General features: G+C 65.2%; 14 protein-coding genes. 6 read left to right on the top strand and 8 right to left on the bottom strand.

Going from position 1 to position 17,693, the window contains the following annotated elements; genetic code table 11:
• Positions 1-28: 28 nt before the first annotated feature.
• The 5 genes from G5C50_RS04870 to G5C50_RS04850 all read right to left on the bottom strand — a co-directional run bounded on the left by G5C50_RS04870 (position 29) and on the right by G5C50_RS04850 (position 6,399).
• Positions 29-1,621, bottom strand: coding sequence for a PAS domain-containing sensor histidine kinase (locus G5C50_RS04870; RefSeq protein ID WP_165065836.1), 1,593 nt, complete (start codon positions 1,619-1,621; stop codon positions 29-31).
• A gap of 65 nt (positions 1,622-1,686) precedes the next feature.
• A complete protein-coding gene (locus tag G5C50_RS04865; protein WP_165065833.1) occupies positions 1,687-2,793 on the bottom strand; it encodes a Gfo/Idh/MocA family protein in 1,107 nt (368 codons plus the stop codon).
• 40 nt (positions 2,794-2,833) lie between these two features.
• Positions 2,834-3,754 (bottom strand): CDP-alcohol phosphatidyltransferase family protein, encoded by a 921-nt coding sequence (locus tag G5C50_RS04860; RefSeq protein ID WP_165065830.1) that lies wholly within the window; start codon positions 3,752-3,754, stop codon positions 2,834-2,836.
• A complete protein-coding gene (locus G5C50_RS04855; protein ID WP_165065827.1) occupies positions 3,751-5,646 on the bottom strand; it encodes an ArnT family glycosyltransferase in 1,896 nt (631 codons plus the stop codon). Before G5C50_RS04855 ends, G5C50_RS04860 begins: the two co-directional genes overlap by 4 nt.
• A 36-nt stretch (positions 5,647-5,682) precedes the next feature.
• Positions 5,683-6,399, bottom strand: coding sequence for a class I SAM-dependent methyltransferase (locus tag G5C50_RS04850; protein WP_165065824.1), 717 nt, complete (start codon positions 6,397-6,399; stop codon positions 5,683-5,685).
• 263 nt (positions 6,400-6,662) lie between these two features.
• Between G5C50_RS04850 and G5C50_RS04845 the strand changes: the two genes are divergently transcribed.
• From G5C50_RS04845 to G5C50_RS04830, 4 genes are all read left to right on the top strand, one after another.
• Positions 6,663-7,190 (top strand): DUF2617 family protein, encoded by a 528-nt coding sequence (locus G5C50_RS04845; protein ID WP_240906968.1) that lies wholly within the window; start codon positions 6,663-6,665, stop codon positions 7,188-7,190.
• A gap of 346 nt (positions 7,191-7,536) precedes the next feature.
• Entirely contained in the window at positions 7,537-7,824 is a 288-nt protein-coding gene (locus G5C50_RS04840) for a hypothetical protein (protein WP_165065818.1), read from the top strand.
• Positions 7,825-8,404: 580 nt separating this feature from the next.
• A complete protein-coding gene (locus G5C50_RS04835) occupies positions 8,405-9,592 on the top strand; it encodes an ADP-ribosylglycohydrolase family protein (RefSeq protein ID WP_165065815.1) in 1,188 nt (395 codons plus the stop codon).
• A gap of 181 nt (positions 9,593-9,773) precedes the next feature.
• Positions 9,774-10,298 carry a TPR end-of-group domain-containing protein gene (locus G5C50_RS04830; protein WP_165065812.1) on the top strand — a complete coding sequence of 175 codons (525 nt, stop codon included), beginning with the start codon at positions 9,774-9,776 and terminating at the stop codon, positions 10,296-10,298.
• 90 nt (positions 10,299-10,388) lie between these two features.
• Here G5C50_RS04830 and G5C50_RS04825 read toward each other — a convergent pair whose 3' ends face one another.
• Complete coding sequence (locus tag G5C50_RS04825; RefSeq protein WP_165065809.1) at positions 10,389-10,715, bottom strand: hypothetical protein; 327 nt, start codon at positions 10,713-10,715, stop codon at positions 10,389-10,391.
• Between the two features lie 146 nt (positions 10,716-10,861).
• Between G5C50_RS04825 and G5C50_RS04820 the strand changes: the two genes are divergently transcribed.
• Positions 10,862-12,505, top strand: coding sequence for an ABC1 kinase family protein (locus G5C50_RS04820; protein WP_165065807.1), 1,644 nt, complete (start codon positions 10,862-10,864; stop codon positions 12,503-12,505).
• Positions 12,506-12,675: 170 nt separating this feature from the next.
• Positions 12,676-15,171 (top strand): Calx-beta domain-containing protein, encoded by a 2,496-nt coding sequence (locus G5C50_RS04815; protein WP_165065804.1) that lies wholly within the window; start codon positions 12,676-12,678, stop codon positions 15,169-15,171.
• A gap of 9 nt (positions 15,172-15,180) precedes the next feature.
• On the opposite strand, the gene G5C50_RS04810 is transcribed toward G5C50_RS04815, so the two are convergent.
• Together G5C50_RS04810 and G5C50_RS04805 are read right to left on the bottom strand one after the other, a co-directional pair.
• Positions 15,181-16,353 (bottom strand): LptF/LptG family permease, encoded by a 1,173-nt coding sequence (locus tag G5C50_RS04810; protein ID WP_165065801.1) that lies wholly within the window; start codon positions 16,351-16,353, stop codon positions 15,181-15,183.
• Between the two features lie 31 nt (positions 16,354-16,384).
• Positions 16,385-17,611 carry an LptF/LptG family permease gene (locus G5C50_RS04805; protein ID WP_165065798.1) on the bottom strand — a complete coding sequence of 409 codons (1,227 nt, stop codon included), beginning with the start codon at positions 17,609-17,611 and terminating at the stop codon, positions 16,385-16,387.
• Between the last annotated feature and the right edge of the window lie 82 nt (positions 17,612-17,693).

The following is a 17,693-nucleotide window of genomic DNA, read 5'->3' as shown; positions in this document are numbered from 1 at the left end:
CTCCACGCGGCGTCGATCAGCCCGACGTTCAAGCGTCCGACCCTCCGGGAAGCGTGGCGTCGGCCGCGGCGGTCTGGGGGACGCGCTCCTCGATCACGGGGCGTCGTCCCGAGTCGTTCGACGACTGATCTGAGGTCGTGGCATGGGGACGTTTCGATGGGTCGATGGGGAGATGGATCGTGAAGCACGAACCGTATCCAACCGTCGATTGGACCTCGATCCGGCCGTCATGTTCCTGGACGATCCCATAGCTGATCGAAAGCCCCAACCCGGTCCCCTGGCCCAGAGGCTTCGTCGTGAAGAAGGGGTCGAAGATCCGGTCGCGGATCGCCTGGGGGACGCCGCAGCCGTTGTCGTCGATGTCCACTCGCACGCCGGAGGCGTCGGCCTCGGTCTCGGTTCTCACGGTGACCTGACCGTTCTCGCCGCAGGCGTCGATCGCGTTGGTCAGCAGGTTGAGGATCACCTGATGGATTCGAGCCGCCCGGCAACGGACGGCCGGCAACGCCCCCAGGTCCATCACGATCTGCACGCCCTTCTTCCTGGCGTAGCCCTTGACCATGTTGATCGACGATTCGATCCCCGGGTTCAGGTCGACCTCGTTCCATTCCCCCTCGTCAACCCGGGCGAACAGCCGCAGCTCCTTCACGATCCGCTCGATCCGTCTGAGACCCTCTCGCGTTCGTTCGATCAAACGGGGGAAGTGTTCGAGGCAGTATCGCAGGTCGATGCGTTCGGTGATCGCCTCGACCTCGGCGGCCAGTTCGGGGGTGAGCCGCTCGATTGCGGCCCCGTCGTGGCTGAGGATGTCGACCAGCCGGAGAAGGTCGCGAAGGTCGCGTTCCAGGACGGCGACGTTGTTGCTGACGAAGGCCAGAGGGTTGTTGATCTCATGCGCGACGCCCGCAACGAGCTGCCCCAGGCTGGCGAGCTTCTCGTTCTGGACGAGCAGGCTCTGAGCCTGTTTGAGGGCTTCATGCGCCTGGTGCTCGGAGCGGGCCAGGTTTTCCAGCTTCACGTTCTTTTCGCGGAGCTGTTCCTCGGCGCGGATTCGCGCTGTGACGTCCCAGAAGATGGCCTGGGTGCCGATTGCGGCTCCGTCGGCGGAGTACAGCGGGGTCTTCATCACCTGGACGTGGAGCGTGTCGCCTCGGGGCGTCACATGCTGCTCGACGACGTCGAGGACGCGGCCCGTCTCCAGCACGAGTTTGTCGTCGGCCCGGTACTTTGCAGCCAGCTCCTCCGGGAAGAAGTCGAAGTCCGTCTTGCCGACGATCTCCTCGCGACGACGGCCCAGCTCGTTGCAGAACCGTTGATTCGCAAAGGTGAACCGGCCGTCGAGATCCTTGCGGAGAAACGATTGCGGGAGCGTCTCGACGAGGGAGCGGTAGACGGCCGCCTGCTCCTCGATCTTACGCTCCGCCTCTTCGTGACGACGGGTCGAATCCAGGGCGAGCGCCGCGTGCGCCTGCACTTTTCCCCTAAGCCAAAGCGCATAAGCGAGGGCGCCCAGCGCGGCGAGGGCCGCGATGGCGAGCAGGGACCACTCGACTTCCAGCGGCAGTGCCGCGAGAAGAACGTCTCGCCCGTCCAATCGATCCACCGAGATCAGCCTCTCCATCTCCAGCGAATCCCCGGGAGACGTGCGACAATGGCCCGGGACCCTACGAACGAATCAGCCTCATCTTACCCGCTTGGGTCTCCGAACGATACCACGCGATGCTCGGTCGCCGCTGTGAACACGGCCTCGCACAACGCGATCGTCCGGAGATTGTCGCGACCCGAAATGTCGGGCTCGCTCCTGCTCTCCAGGGCTCTCAGCAAGCCCGCCATCGTTCCGGAGAAGGCGTCGGGGAACCACGCCTGCGGCCACCGCGGCCGATGCCAGGCTCCGCCGTCGCGAACCGTCGAGTACTCGATCGTGCTTGGGCGATGCCGAGGCCATGAGGGCCAGCCGATCGTCCCCTGAGCCAGACCCTCGGTCCCCTCGAACCGCCATCGCACGCCGAGATCCGCCGCCGAGCCCTCGCGCGCCGGGCCCGCCCAGACGTCGTCCCAGCACGACGCCCGCGCGCCGTTCGCGTACTCCAGAATCACCAGGTTGATCCCATCGACGTGCGAGAACTTCGTCCGCGGGTCGGGTCGAGTGCTCGCCAGGACGCGTTCAGGGTCTCCCAACCAGTACCGCATCGTGTCGAGATGGTGGATGCTCATGATGAACGTGGAGAGCGAACGGCCGTCTCTCGCCCAGGGCATCCAGTGTGGAATCGCCCGCAATTCGATCGTCGCGAGCACCGGATCACCTAACGCGCCAAGGTCGAGCATCCGCTTGAGAGCGCGGACGGAGTGATCGAACCGCATGTTCTGGTTGACCTGGAGAGCGACGCCCGCCCGCTCGCAATCGTCGACCAGTCCGCGAGCCTCGGCCATCGACAGGGCCAGTGGCTTCTGGGCCAGGATTCCTTTGACCCTGTGTGTGTGGGCGAGAATTCGACGAATGACCGCAGGCTGCTCGGCAGGCGGGACCGCCACGTCGACGACCTCGACGTCCGGGTCGTCGAGCATCGAATCGAGCGTCGAATAAACGCGCGGGACGCCTCGCAGTTCGGCGACTTCTCGGGCCGTCGCCTCGGTCCGCGAGGTGATGGCCGAGGCGGGGAAGCCGGCGTCCCGATAGGCGGGGAGGTGACAGTCCCGAACGATGAAGCCCGCGCCGACCACGCCGATCCCCCAGTCCCGACGCCTGGGGAGTTCCGGCAGGTGGGCTTGCGCATCAAGGAGATCGTCGGTCATGTCGGCGGCCCAGGAGGCCTCAGGAGCGGCGGCGCGACCCTCACGCCGCCTCGGAATCGAGTTTCACCGCATCCGTTGATACAACCTCCGCGTCCGCCGCGTCCAGGGGGCGGTGAGCGGAAACCACGCTCGTCGACGGATCGTACGGTTGGAACCACGCTCGGAATTCAGCTTCCGCCGCACCCTTGAGGATGGATCGGCGGATTCGCGCGGCGGCCAGCAACGGCGCGAGGATCGCCATCCCGCCGGCCGCGAATTTCCAGCAGGTCTCCCATACGGTCGGGACCGTCGCGGCCAGACACGCCAGGGTCGTCAGGCCGATCAGGACGACGTGAGGCTCGCACGCCTTGTAGGCCGGATAGGTCAGGACGCCCAACCCGCGCCGAGGCCATCCTGGCGGGGGCGTCGGCCGACCGCCGGCTCCTCCGTGGACGCGGTAGCTCTCGGCGGTGCTCTTGAGCCTTTGAATGAACGCCTTGTATCGGCAGTCGTTGTGCAGACTCAGGAGAGCCCAACCGACCGCAATCGCGAAGCCGGCCGCCGTCCACTCGACATGTCCCGTCCTCATCGCCAGGCCGAAACCGAGGGCGAATCCAACCCCCATGTTCTGGGCGTGGTGCATGAGGTAGTCGAAGTAGACGCCGTCGAGACTCGCCGTCCCTCGCCACCGTGCAACCTGACCGTCGATGTGGTCGAGCCAGAAGGCCAGCCACAAGAGCCCAACGCCGGCGATGAAGCCCGATCGTTCACCCGTGGCGATCGCCGCCGCGCCAGCCAGGCCGGCGAGCAGGGCGGCCGTTGTGATCTGGTGGGCGGTCGCGCCCAATCGGACCGCCGCCCAGGTTCCGTAAACCGCTGAAGGTCTGGCGACTCGCCGGGCCAACCAGTTGCCGATCTCTCGATGCCGCTTCTTCTGCACGACGGCTCGCAGTTGCGCGAGCGTCGGCCGAGTCGCGCTCATCGCTTGACGCCGCCGTCCTCGACGGCGATCGTCGAGCCGGCCACGGCGTCGAGTTGATAGATGGAGTAGCGGCGGACCAGTCCATCGGGCTCGGCCAGTTCCTCGCAGAAGAGCGGCCTGTGCGTAGCCAGCCACGGGGCGAGCATCTCGCCGAGCGTCGGATCGAACTCGACGTCCGATCCGGCCGCGGGCGGGCAGAGGACCAAGTGGGTGTAGCCCTCGCGGACAAGCGTCTCCACGACCTCGGCGTCGGTTTCGCCGTGCTCGCCGAGGTCCGTCCGACGACGGTGAGCCAGTTCCATCGTGTAGTCGCGAGGGATGTAGAAACCGCGATGATCCTGACCAATCACCCGCGCGTCTTTCGGCAGGTTCTCGTCGATCCAACGGCCGACGCGATAGGTGGGCTCGCTCCGGGCCAGGTAACTCGCCGCAGTCTCCGTCCCCATCACCGAGCCCGCCGCCCTCCCCGCGCGGGTCATGGCGACGCAGGACTCCAACCCCAACACGCCGATCATCACGACCGTCAGGGCACGCGCGGGGATCGTGGTACGGTCTCGCCAGGTCGAAGCCAACCAGGCGACTCCGACCGACATCGGCCCGACCGCGATCAGCAGAAATCGCATGCTCTGACGCTGGGTCATGCAGAGCGTCAGGAAGACGTAACCGAAGAGGACGAGGCCCAGCACTCGCCGGGGGGCCCGCTCCAACAGCAGGGCTGGGAGGAAGAGCAGGAAGACCGGGCCGAACTGGTGGGCGAAGCTGTCGAACCGATGCGGTTCCAGGCTCAACGGAGCGAGCGCCGTCAGCAGGTTCCAGGGCGATGTCGTCAACGGCCGTTTGATCGGGTCCAGAACCTCGTCCAGCCCCGCGCCGAAGAGCGACCGGAAGAACGGGAAGACGGGATTGCCCGTGTGGACGTAGGCCCGAAGATACCAGGCCGACCCCGCTGCGATGAGAGCCATGACGAAGCAGGACGTAAGCGAAACGGCGTCGATCCAGCGGGTCTTCTCGCTCCCCTTCCTGGCGTAGAGCGGCCGAACGATGAGTGTCGCGGTCAGAATCGTCGCGAGGACCAGGGCCGGGTATTTGACTCCGGCCGCGAGTCCGGCGAAGGTCCCCGCGAGCGCAGCCGACTTCCGGCTGGGCTCGTCGTGGAGTCGCATCCAGGAGGCCAGAGCCGCCGTGCCGAAGGCCGCCAAGGCCACGTCGTTGAGGGGGGCGGACATGCCGTTGGTGATCGCCGGGACGAGCAGGGCTCCCGCTCCGGCCCACCAGGCGCGGGAACCCAGCGAGGGCCTGGCCATCGCCGTGACGTTCGCGGCCATTGCCAGGCCGAGCATCCACTGGATGCATCGGCAGGCGATCGGCCCGCGGAAGGCCAGGGCGATCAGATAGAGCATCTCCGTCGTCAACGGGTAGATCGTCTCGTGAAGGTCGGGATCGAAGACCGCCGAGCCTTTCATCAGGAAGACCTTCGGCACCTGAAGGTGATAGCAGAGCGCGTCGCCGTCCATCACCGGCGCCAGGGCCGAGATCCCCGTCGCCGCGATCGTGGCGATCAGGAAAACAGCCGTCAGGCGATCGAGGCCGAACGTCGGCGCGGCGGATTCCTTGCGGAAGGGAGTTTCCGCCAACTCGCCCGCGAGATGGACGCCGCGGCGAAGGCCGATCTCGGCGACGACGGCCAGCATCAAGGCCAGGCCGATCGTGGTCAACGCGCCGAACTGGCCCAGCAGCAACACACCCAGCGCGATCAAGCCCGCGCCGAGCGGGAACGCCAGCCCGAAGAGGTCGACGGCTCGAGAGGGGGCGGAACCCAGCCCCTGGAGGAGGCGGGCCCCAAGCCCGGTCGCGAGGAGCGTCAGCAGCAAGGCGAAGCCGAGGTCGAGCATGCCGGTTCGTTCCACGACGAGGGGAGGGGCCGTACGTCAGCCGTCGAGACGGGCCACGCAGAATTGCGACGTCTGAGGATCGGCGTCCATGGGGATCGGCCCGACCTCGGCGATGCGACGGCCTTCGGCGCGGTACCAGGCGGCCGTGTCGTAGCCGTAGCGGTTGTAGCTGAGGTTGGTCTCTTCATTGTGGGCCGCGAATCGTCGGGCCACGCGGACGACCTCGCGGCGGATCCGATCGGCGACCTCCGGCGGATTGTGGAGGATCACGGCCGAGGTCACCACCAGATCGAACGAGTTGTCGGCGAAGGGCAGACGGTCGCCGCGAGCCAGGAAGAGCGAGACGTCGTCCACGTCCGCCACGAAGTCGCGAGCGCATCCGAGCTGCGTCGGGCTGAAATCCACGCCGGCGAGCGAGGCGTCGGTCCGATCTCGGAGCGCTCTCAGCAGCTTGCCGTAGCCGCAGCCGACCTCCAGCACCGATGTGGGATGGTAAGAGGCGATCCGGCCGGCGATCCACTCGGCCCGCAGGCTCCGGGCGACCTGTCCCTCTTGCTCGCGGAAGTAGTCAAAGCCGCCGCGAAGGGTCCAGTATTCGCGAGGGTTTCCATAGATCAGCCTGCGTTTCCACCCAGGCCATCGTCCCAGCGTCCGTCTGAGGGCCTTGTGCCAGGCGTAGCGCGGACCCCTGTCGCGGACGGCCCGCCAGGCGCGGAGCGGCAACGGTGGGTCGGCGGCGATCGTCGTGTCCATGGGTGTTGACCGTCCCTGGTCATGGGCGGGAGAGGGCCTGCGGCGCGCGTCGTCCTCCTCGCCGATTCGGTCCGGAGTTTACGGAGCTTCGGAAATGGGTCAAGTCAAGGCGGCGGGAATCCGATCGCGCGCGAACCGCCCGGCTGGTTTGCCCCTCGTGGTGGGCCATTCTATACTTGCTTGCAGTCCCCTTCCGTGAGGAATGCGAGCGCCGTCGGCGGCCGAAGGAGTGGTTGATGGGAGCGGGAACTCCAGGAGTCCGTGTGACCGACAGGACCTTGCAGGTCTTCCAGCGGGCGCTTCATCCCGAGTGGTTCGCCGTGCGCGCTCACGAGCGCTTCGCCCTGGGATTCTGGGAGGCCGACGTTCGGATCGTTGAGGGGGGCCACGTCGTGGTCTTCGGCGGGCGCGACGTTCGAGTCACCGAGGTTCTCGGCGGCCCCGAGACCGCACTTCCGCTCGGAGGGCTTCTTCTGAACGCCGCCGTGCGTCGCGAACACACGGCGATCCTGAAGCCCGGCGGAAGAGCCGTCTATCAGGTTTGCCTGGAAGTCGAACGGGTCGATCCCGAGGTCTTTCACCACCTCTGCGAGGAGATGGCCTGCGATTCCGGTCCAGGCCGACTCCTTCGTACTTCTCGTGGCTCCAATCGCATGGCCCCGGCGGCCCTGAGTCACATTCACGTCGATCGGCTGGCTGGGGGCCTCTCCGTTCAAACGTTTCATTCGTTCCCCGAGGATCTGGCCATCTTCCGCTCCCAGACGCTGATTGAGCTGACTGCGCTCTCCTGATCCGAATTCGTTCGGTTTTGGAAAAAAACGCGCGGCAACCCGGTTGACGAAGTTAAGCCTACGCGGCATGATTAGGCGTTGTTGGAGGTGAGCATCCAAGAGCGGGTGGTTGCCCGTGGTGGATTCTCAAAAACATAACGATATGCCAACCTTGCTTGTGCGGAGGGGGCGGCTTACGATGGTTTTCACGGCGGTTCACATCCGACAAGCCGAGACCGTCGTGGGAGGATCTTTCGTCGGGCGACGTTGGGCCCGAGCAGCTTTGGAGTCATGGCGTCGACCCGGTTTCTGTTCCGATTCCTGTTGATCCAGTCGAGGCCGGCGAGTCCGGCCCGGGGAGGTCGCGATGGAACGGATGGAGCACATTCGAGGGACGCTGGTCGATGGCGAAGAGGTCGTTCTGGAGGGAGTGGACGGCTACCTCGCCAGCCACGAAAATAAAGCGGGCCGAAAGACGCTTTACGGCTATTTCGAGATGCCCACTGAGCGCCTGCGCGTTTTGAGCCACGAGCATAGTTATCGATTGGTCCTGAGCGATGGTCGTAAGGGGACCATTTACACGGAGGTGATCCCCAGCAATGTGCCGGGGAATTCGATCGCCGAGTTTCACGTCAGCGGGGTGCTGAAGAAGTGAATCCCGCACGCCGCGTCAATCGTGGTTGTGGAGTCGAACCATACCGGTTCCCCGGCGAGGCCGGCTCCACCCTCCGCGACCCGAAACGGCGGCCGAAGCGTTGGGTTGCGACGATCGGCGCGATTGCGCCCGAGTCGTCTGAAGGCCATGGGGAAACCCGCCCCGGTACCTTGCTTTGGTCGGGGCGGGCATCCGATAACCAGGTTTGCCGGCGTGTTGAAGCGGCACGTTTCGATCGTCGGTTGAAGCCGTCGTCTCAAGTTGGGTGGATGCTCATGCGCCCGGTGGTCCCTCCGATCACCTGTCGGCGAGCCTTGAGTTCGACCCGTCGTCCCGGGGCCTGCCCGGCTGAAAACAAACGACGGGGTGAAAAAAAGCCGTGCGCGCCGATCGAGCCTAAGTGACTAGGAGGGCAAGCGCCGCCGATGCCATATCGGCGTCGCAGCTGCCGTCAAGGAAGGCGCCGCGGGGGGAAAACGGTTGGCTGGTTCGATCCAGGTGGGTATCTTGCGTTCGTCCCCGAAGGGGGACGTCGCCGAGCCGACGGAGAGCGGGTCGGTGCCCGAGGAGCATTGCCACGATGCCGCAAACGTCCCGAATCGACCGAGTCCGCGGATGTCTTCTGGGTCTAGCCGTCGGCGACGCCCTGGGGGCTCCGCTCGAAGGGCTGACCGCCCAGCAGATCAGGACTCACTACGGTCGGGTCAAGAATTACGTCGACGGGGTCCAGGCCTGGAAGCGCAAACCCTACCGATGGCGGATGCGCGGGCTCTACTCGGACGACACTCAGCAGGCGATGGCCTTGTGCGACGTCCTCATCGACCGGGGACGCGTCGACCAGGCTCGGCTCGCTGAGCTGTATCTGGCGATGGCCGACGCGCCCGGACCCTTTCTGGGCGTGCATCGCGGCGTCGGCCGCAGCTTCCGACAGGTCATCGACGACCTCCGTCGGGGCGCTTCTCCGAGGTGGAGCGGCCAGACGAAGGCCGGCATCGGAGCGGCCATGCGGATCGCTCCCGTCGGTCTGTTCCTGGAGGACGACTCGGACGGCCTCTTCGGCGCGGTCATGGAGGCCAGCCTGACGACCCATCGCGACGTCCGCAGCCTGAGCGGAGCTTTGGCCGTGGCGCACGGCGTCCGCCGCATGGCCGCCGGCGAATCTCGCGATCCCAGCCTGCTCCTATGGTTGGCCTCCGACGTTGCCCGCGACGAGGCGCGGATCGTCTCCGATGGCTACGGCGACGTCGTCCTCGCGATGGATTCGCACTCGAAGGCGATGTCCAGGGCCTTGGCCCATGCGGAATCCCTGCTGGAACTTCCGCGTGACCGGGCGCTCCCCGCTCTGGCCGAGGAAGCCAACCGCCACGGCGCTGAGCCCGATTGCAAACGTCCCACGATGGGCTTCCCTCCTGCCTGTATTCCCACCTGCCTTTATGTCCTCCTGACGACCGACTCCTTCGAGGAGGCGATCCTTGAGATCGTCAATCTCGGGGGCGACGCCGACACCACCGGCGCGATTCTCGGCGCCCTCGCCGGCGCGCACTACGGCGTCGACGCCATCCCGAGCCGCTGGCTGGAAGGCCTTCAGAATCGGGAGGGGATTGAGGCCCGCGCCTCAGCGTTGGCTCAGGGGTCGGCCGAAGGGATCGTCATCCCCGAACTCATCGCCACCGAGATCGATCTGAACGTCCGCGAGGGCTCGCTTCTGTCTCGCCATGCCGAGCTCGCCCGACAGGGGGGCGATCGCGGTGCCAATCAGGTGATCTGAAGCTCGTCCGAGTGAGCCGCCTTCTCCGCCTCAAGCACGCAAGCGCCCTCTTTTTCGGCGCGTGACGGCTGAGTAGGATACACTGAAGGCGGCGTCCGCGCGCACCGATCCTGCCGTCGCGACGTAGGAGGAATGCCAACGACGCCCCAAGCCCCTCCGTTTCGCTCGGAGCGCCTTGACCATGAGCACAACAACCCCGGTCCGAATCCTGCGGCAGCTCGACGAGGCCGAGGGCTACCTCATGCTGGAGATGCCCCGCAACGCCCTGCGAATTCTGGAGAGCCGGCCTGAATGGCCCCTGATGACGTTTGAGGCCAATTTCCTCAAGGGCGAGGCTTTGCGCCAGCTCAACCGCCATCGCGAGGCGCTGGCCTGTCTGGAAGAGGCCGCCGCACTGCGGCCCGACGACGTGGCGGTCGCCCTGGCTCAGGGGTGGTGCTACAAGCGGACGAACCGACTGGCTCAGGCTGTCGACGCGTTGGAAAGGGCTGCTCGTCAGGAGCCGGAGAACGCGCTCATTCACTACAACCTGGCTTGCTACTGGAGCGTCGCCGGCAACGCTCCCAAGGCGCTTGAGGAGCTGGCCGCTGCCCTGCGGCTCAAGCCCGAGATGCGCCGACTGATCCCCGACGAAGGCGACTTCGACTTCCTGCGGGGCGATGCGGTTTTCGAGGGCCTCGTGAACGACGCGACGCCCTCGATCTGACCGGAGTTTCGTTAGGCGAGTGCGACGATTCCCCGCCCCGGAACGACTCGGCGTCGCGGGGCGGGTTGATCGGGGACCTCTCGGGGTCGATCAGATCTCGTCGAGGACTCGCTGGGTGATCTCACGTTCGCAGAACTTGCACCACTTCCAGCGTTTGGCGCCGACCGTCTCATCCAGGTGCTTATGAGCGACGCGGACGCTTCGGAACCAGATCTTGGTCTCCTGGTCGCTGATCTTCTCAAGACGGGGGCAGCGGGCGAAGTGGAGGAGGTTGTTCGCGGCCGAACCTTGGCCCTTCCCTTTCACGACGGGGACCGTACCGTGGAAGATGAATCCCACGGCTTCGACCCGCGCCTCGGCGAAGTCGTCGAGTGTCTCAAAGACGTGGACACCGGCCTGTTCCTGTTGGATCGGCATGCGAGGGATCCTAATGGGAGAATGGTCGGGCATATCGACCCGACCGATAAGTGGGAGTTTAAACAATTTGTGAGAATTCCGCAAGGTGAACGGGTCGGACGGATACGCCCGCCGCGATCGCCTCGATCCCGTTCAGGGCGGCTTCCTTGATTCGAGAGACGGTCGGACATCTCCGCGATTTACCCCGCTATCGGCAGATCCTCGCGACTCTGGCGCGGTACGGCTATCAAGACGTGGTCGCCGCGTTGCGCCTGGAGACCATCGTTCGACCTCTCGAACGCGCCGCTTTGGGGGATGAGGCCTCAAATCTCCCTCGGCCTCGCCGGGTCCGGCTGATCTGCGAGGAACTCGGGCCGACCTTCGTCAAGCTGGGCCAACTTCTCTCGACCCGTCCCGACCTCTTGCCAGAGAGCTACACCGAGGAACTCGCCGCTCTCCGGGACGACGTGCGACCGTTCCCCGCGGAGCAGGCCGAGGCGATTCTCGTCGAGGAGTATGGGCGGTCGCTCGACGCCTGCTTCGTCTCGGTCGATCCCACGCCGATCGCCTCGGCGTCGATCTCCCAGGTCCACCGTGCGGTCCTCCACGACGGCCGGGTCGTCGCCTTGAAGATCCGCCGGCCCGACCTCCACAAGATCGTTGCGGCCGACCTCGACATCCTCAAGAACCTCGCCCAACTCGCCGAACGCCATCTGCCGGCGCTGGCCGTTTACCGGCCGACGACCTTGGTCCGTGAATTCGAGCGGACCATCAAACGTGAACTCGACTTCAGCGTCGAGTTGCGGACCATCAAACGCTGCCAGGCCCAGTTCGCCAAGGACCCGATGGTCCATGTGCCTTTCGTCGTCGAGGAGTTTTCCACGTCCCGCGTCATTGCGATGGAGTTCATCGAGGGCGTTCGCGTCGACGACGTCGCGGGGATCCGCGAGCTTGGGCTCGATCCGGCCGATGTGGCCGTCTCGGGGGCGCGTGCTCTCATCAAGCAGATCTTCCAGTTCGGCTTCTTCCACGCCGATCCGCATCCGGGCAATCTCCGCGTCCTTCCCGGCGGCGTGGTTGCGCCGCTTGACTACGGCATGTTCGGTCAGCTCGATCGGCGGACCCGCGAGCGGATCGCCGACCTTCTGCTGGCCCTGATGGGGCAGGACGTCGATCAGGTCCTCAAGGCGCTCGACGACCTTGAAATTCGCGGCGATTCCGTTGACCTTCGTGAGTTGCGGCGGGACGTCGCCGAGTTGGTTCAAACGTATTGCGACCTCTCGCTGGCGACGATCAACCTCGGCGTGCTCTTGGGCGAGCTTGTCGCTCTGATCCGGCGTCATCGGCTTCAGATCCCGCCCGACCTTGTGTTGCTGATCCGCTCGCTGGTGACGATCGAAAGCACCGGCCGCGCCCTCGACCCGCAGTTCGATATCGCCGGTCAGTTGCAGCCGATCCTCCGCAAGCTGGCGATCCGTCGCTTCAGTCCGGGGCGACTTCTCAGCCAGGCGACGACCACCGCGCAGGACGTTCAGCGGATCGCCATGCTCCTGCCCGATTTGTTGAGCCATTCGTTGGAGTCCATCAAACGGGGCGAGCTGAACGTCAAGTTCGACCTCCAGGGCTTTGAACGACTCGTCAAGCAGCTCACCCGGGCGGCCAACACTCTCGCCGGCGGCATCGTGGTCGCCGGTCTGCTGGTCTCCTCGTCGCTGATCTACCACGCCGGCGCGACGTCGCTCGCCCAGGTCGGCTACGGCCTCGGCGTGGCGCTGAGCCTTTGGCTCATCTGGAACATGTCACGCGGTTGACCTGTGAATCCGTCGATGGGCCTCTTGAATCGAAGGGCCGCGATCGACTAGGATCATGCTCCCAAGCTTTTTCGCAAATCGTCTCCACATAGCATCATTCGATTTCACCCTGGCCCTTGGTCCGCCGGATGTCTCCGCGCGCCGAGGCCGTCGATTCGCGGAGTCTCGGCATGAGTCGGTTTTGGAACGGACGCCAGGCGAAACTGCGCCCCCGGTTCGTCGTCGAATGCGTTGAGCTTGAGAGACGCGAATTGATGGCCTACGCGCCGACAGTCGCCGCGTATCAGGTGAATCAGGTGTTGACAGGAGGTCAGTATCAGGCGAGGACGACGGTCGGCCCGGACGGCGTGACGACCATCGTGTGGGAGGATTACGGCCTCGACGGCGACGGTTACGGCATCTACGCCCGACGTCTCGACGCTGCTGGGAAGCCGCTTGGCGACCAGTTCCGGGTGAACACGACGACGGTGGGGAACCAGATGTTCCCCCGGATCGGCTCGGACGCGCAGGGGGACGTCTTGATCTCCTGGAAGGACACTCAGGCCAACCCGTCCGGTCTCGTCCAGTTCTACCAGCGCTATGATGCGACCGGGGCCAAGGTCGGCGGCAACGTCGCTCTGCCCGGGACGGTGGAATACGCCGATGACTATGACATGCAAGTGGCGCCGGACGGCGGATTCACCCTGATTCAGCAGCAGTCGTACCAGACCAGTTATCGCCGCTTCGACGCGACGGGCTCCCTGGTCGTCGACGCGAGCATCCCTCGTGCCGACGACGCCTGGGCCTATCGAAACAACTCCGTCCATCCGTTCCCGACTGCCCGGACGACGGGGGGCGTTTCGGTCATGGCCTGGATGGACGTGCGGACGCGGGCGATCTCAAACCTCGTGTCGAAATATGACGGCCGTGGGATGATCCGCCTGATCGGACCTGACGGTCAGCAGATCGGAGCCGACATCAACCTGATCGAGGTCGATGACGCGATCTCCTTCTTCGATGCGGTTGGAATGACGCCCGAGGTGACGCCTCTCGCGGACGGTGGTTTCCTGGCCACATGGTACGTCTACTCCAACACTTACCCGCAGAAGTACTCGCTCGTCGGCCGTCGCTTCGACGCTGCGGGCGTGCCCCAGGGTTCGCAGATCACCTTCTTCCCGATGACGACGGACGACGACCTGGGGACGGTGGCCCAGTTGAAGAACGGCAACCTCGTCGAGGTCACGATCAAGCGCGTTGGGAAGACCGATTCCGTCGACTACCAAATTCTGGACGTGAACGGGAACCCGCTCACCGGCAGGATCGCGATGCCCGATCTGCCCGGTACCACGCGGTCGCTGCTCCGCGTGGCCCCGACTTCGGGGTCGGGCTTTCAGGTGAGTTGGGGAGTCAGCGGCCTCGATCAGAGTTTGGGCGAGGTCTATCTCCAGGCCTTCGCCGACCTGCCGAGCGTCGGTTTCAAGACGACCGACGTGCGGCTCGGCGAGGGGAGCGGAGTCGCGACGATTCAGGTCGTCCGCGGCGGCGACGCGTCTTCCGCCGCCAGCGTCGCCTATCAGACGACTTCCGAAACGGCCACCGCCGGGGCCGACTACACGAGCGTCGCCGGCGTGCTGACCTTCGCGGCAGGGCAGTCCTCGGCGTATATCAATGTCCCGATCCTCCGCGACGCCCTCGCGGAGAAGGATGAGACGTTCCTGGTTCAGCTCAGTAATCCTTCCGGCCTGGCTCTCAGCCAGTCGTCTTCCCTTCGCGTGACGATCGTCGACGATCCCCAGGGGACCGCCGGCCCGGCCTTGCCGAACATCTATTTCGATCGCGGTTCAGCCGGTCTCTGGGCCTGGACCGCGGGCGTCGGCCTCGCCAAGATCAACGGCGCCGACCCTGAAGGGGTCGCGGTGGGTCGAGACGGCGTCGTCTACGTCGACTACGGCGTCAACGGCCTCTGGCGCTGGGCCGGCGGGGCGATGACGCAGATCATTGCAGCCAACCCGGAGAATATCCTCGCGGCGCCCGACGGTTCCCTCTACGTCGATTTCGGCCGGTTCGGCCTCTGGAGGCGCGACGGCTCCGGGCTCAAGCTCATCAACGGGGCCGATCCTGAAGGCTTCGCTGCGGCGCCGGATGGGACCTTGTACGTCGATTTCGGCCGCTTCGGTCTGTGGCGGCGCGACGGTTCCGGGCTCAAGCTGATCAACGGGGCCAACCCCGAGAGCATGGTCGTCGCATCCGACGGGACGCTGTACGTCGACTTCGGGTCGTTTGGTCTGTGGCGGCGCGACGGCTCTGGACTCAAGCAGATCCTTGCGGCCAACCCTGAGTCGCTGGCCGCGGCGAGCGACGGCTCGGTCTTCGTCGACTTCGGGTCGTTCGGTCTGTGGCACTACGTCTACGGCAGCGGATTCACTCAGATCAACAAGACGAATCCGGAGGCCATGGCAGCGGCGCCCGACGGGTCGCTGTACGTCGACTTCGGGGGGAGCGGGTTGTGGAGCTGGACCTCAGCGACGGGGCTCACGCAGATCAATGCGGCGAACCCTGAATCGCTCGCGGTCGCGCGTGACGGGCTCCTCTACGTCGACTTCGGCCCGACCGGCGTCTGGCGACGCTTACCCTCGGGGGCGTTCGAGAGAATCGACCCGACCGACCCCCAGTCGATTGCGGTTTGACCGGCTGTGTCAGGTTCGGATCTGGCCCCAGCGGTGGGTCGCCAACAGGCCGAAGACGAAGAGCGGAAGCCAGGCCGCCAGGGCAGGGGAGAGGACGGCGTCGCTGGCGAGGAACTGGCAGACGATCCCGAACCCGTAGAACAGGGCCGAGTTCCCCAGAGCGAAACCCAGGTTGATGAACATATTCCGGCCGTAACCGCCAAGGACCAGCGGCAGGCTCATGAACATCAGCGTCAGCGCCAGGAAGGGACGCATGAACCGCGAGTGGATCGCGACTTCGATGTCGCCGTTCTTCTGGCCGGTTGATGGATCGATGAGGCCGCCGATCAGGTCGCGCATCGACCCGTACTGATACCAGCTCGACTTCCGGATCATGGCGTCGAACGAGAGCGGGGTGTGGACGAAGAGGACGAGATCGCCGCTGAGTTTGGCGGGGTCGCCAACCGGAGGCGGAAAGCCCTTGAGGTCCGTCACCTTCTCGACGATCGAGTCCGGTTTCGCCAACTCCTCGTCCGAGAGCGGCGGCGAGATCCGGGCCGCGCGGATCAGCCACCCTTCCTTGAGGGGGGAGGTCGGGTGGTCGCGCGGGATGTAAGTCGCCTGGCGGCCGTCGATGTCGCGGATCGTGCCGTAGATCTGGAACGGGACGGTGACGTTGAATCGTTCCAGGATCGTCTGGTGCTTCCGGTCGGCCAGTCGGCCGGCGTAGATCAGGCCGCGGCCGTCGCTGGGCGTCGTCTTGACGTCGACCTCGCTCGTGCCGTCGTCGGCGTGCGATCGCTGGAGCTGCTCCGCGTATCTGGGAATGATGACCTCTTGATTGGCGATCGAGAGGAAGCTCACCAGGATCGAGGAGACGATCACGGGCCGGATCATTCGATGCGTGCTGACCCCGGCGGCGAGCATCGCGAGTTGCTCGTTGGCTCGCTGCATCCAGGTCACGGTGAAGATCGCCGCCATCATGCTGATGACGCCGCCGAGGCGGTCGAAGTACTCAGACTGCCGGACGAGGTAATACTTCCCCATCTCCGTGATGAGCTGGCCGAAACCCACAGTGCGCTTGGTGAACTCATCGACGTTCGAGAAGGCGTCGAGTACGACCCAGAGGCCGACGAACGAGATGTAGCAGGTGAAATAGGCCTTGAGGAAGGCCCAGTACCGCTGACGATCCAGGATTCGCACGACGCGTCCCTCCCACCGGGCGTTGAATGGATCAGTATTTGATGATCCGCGGATACACCCAGCCGGCCAACAGGGCCAGGACGAGATTGCTGATCCAGAGGGCCATGTACGAGTTCGGACCGATCGTCCCCTCCTTGCCCACGTTGATGCCCAGCAGCATCAGGGGGTAGTACAGGCCGATGATGGGCAGGAAGCACGTCATGAACGCGCTGAGGAAGTCGCGCTTGGCGAACCGGATCCCCACGGGCGTCCCAAGGACGACGAACAGCAGGCTGCCGAAGGCCATCGAGGTCCGAAGCTGCTTTTCCGTCCCCAGCTCGTTTTCGCGTTTCTTGTAGTAGCTGTTCTGCGTGAACGCTTCGTGGACGTCGCCCCACTTCACGTCGCCGATGTTACCGGCGGCGAAGAGCATTCCGGCGGCGATCGCCTGACGTTTGCGGTCGTTGACCAGATGAGAGCGGACGTCCACCAACTCGGTGTCGATCTCGGCGTTGGTGAACTCCTGGATCGCCTTGTTGCTGATCATCTTGTTGTTCTGCTCGGGGAGCGGGAAGTCGAAGCTCTGCCCCTTCTCGGGGAGGATGGCGGCTTCCTGGTCGCCGCCGTGCTTCTGGGTGACTCCCTCTTCCAGTTCGACGACGACTACCTTGCGGTCAATGTCGAAGTGGAGCCAGGCGGCTTTGGCCTGGATGGTCATCGAGTACGTCTCGGAGCCGTCCGGTTGCTTCTCCTTCTTGCGGAAGACCGGCTTGATGAGCTTCCGTTCCTCGACGTCCTGGACCTTGATCGTGATCGGGCTGCCTGGGAGGGAGAACTGCTTGTCCCGCTTGAGGAACTTGTAGACGACGTCTTCCATGTCGCGGAAGAGGACCAGCTTGGCCTCGTGAGCGCTCGATGGAATCCACGTCCGGCTCATGTACCAGAGGACGCCGCTGACGGCGGCGCCCAGGAAGATCGTCGGCCAGATGACGGTCATCACGCTGACGCCGGCCGATTTCACGGCGATGATCTCGTTGTCGCCGGCGATTCGGCCGTAGACGACGGTCACGGCGAAGAGCAGCGAGACCGGCGTGGTGTAGGGGAGGGTGCTGGGGACGATATAGGGGACCAGCCGGACGACGTCGCGGGGGGTGAGCATGCCGCTCCCCATCGCCTGGGCCGCCACCATGAACAGCACGAAAATGCAGGTCATGGTGATCAGCGCCATCGCGAAGGCGCGGAACACCTCTCCCCAGACGTAGCGTTGAAGGATTCCCAAGGCGAGACCTCCCAGACCAGCTTCCATGCCCCCTGGGAAGGGGCTCGTCCTCCATCATCCGCGGCCTCGCGCCGTCCCGGCG

The sequence above is a fragment of the Paludisphaera rhizosphaerae genome, assembly GCF_011065895.1.
GTDB lineage: Bacteria > Planctomycetota > Planctomycetia > Isosphaerales > Isosphaeraceae > Paludisphaera > Paludisphaera rhizosphaerae.
Note: the sequence above shows the minus strand (reverse complement) of the source record. Positions and strands in the feature narration are given on the sequence as shown.

Excerpts from the sequence above, each read along its gene's own strand:
- G5C50_RS04870 (WP_165065836.1), bottom strand. The coding sequence starts at position 1,621 with ATGGAGAGGCTGATCTCGGTGGATCGATTGGACGGGCGAGACGTTCTT.
- G5C50_RS04865 (WP_165065833.1), bottom strand. The coding sequence starts at position 2,793 with ATGACCGACGATCTCCTTGATGCGCAAGCCCACCTGCCGGAACTCCCC.
- G5C50_RS04860 (WP_165065830.1), bottom strand. The coding sequence starts at position 3,754 with ATGAGCGCGACTCGGCCGACGCTCGCGCAACTGCGAGCCGTCGTGCAG.
- G5C50_RS04855 (WP_165065827.1), bottom strand. The coding sequence starts at position 5,646 with ATGCTCGACCTCGGCTTCGCCTTGCTGCTGACGCTCCTCGCGACCGGG.
- G5C50_RS04850 (WP_165065824.1), bottom strand. The coding sequence starts at position 6,399 with ATGGACACGACGATCGCCGCCGACCCACCGTTGCCGCTCCGCGCCTGG.
- G5C50_RS04840 (WP_165065818.1), top strand. The coding sequence starts at position 7,537 with ATGGAACGGATGGAGCACATTCGAGGGACGCTGGTCGATGGCGAAGAG.
- G5C50_RS04835 (WP_165065815.1), top strand. The coding sequence starts at position 8,405 with ATGCCGCAAACGTCCCGAATCGACCGAGTCCGCGGATGTCTTCTGGGT.
- G5C50_RS04830 (WP_165065812.1), top strand. The coding sequence starts at position 9,774 with ATGAGCACAACAACCCCGGTCCGAATCCTGCGGCAGCTCGACGAGGCC.
- G5C50_RS04825 (WP_165065809.1), bottom strand. The coding sequence starts at position 10,715 with ATGCCGATCCAACAGGAACAGGCCGGTGTCCACGTCTTTGAGACACTC.
- G5C50_RS04815 (WP_165065804.1), top strand. The coding sequence starts at position 12,676 with ATGAGTCGGTTTTGGAACGGACGCCAGGCGAAACTGCGCCCCCGGTTC.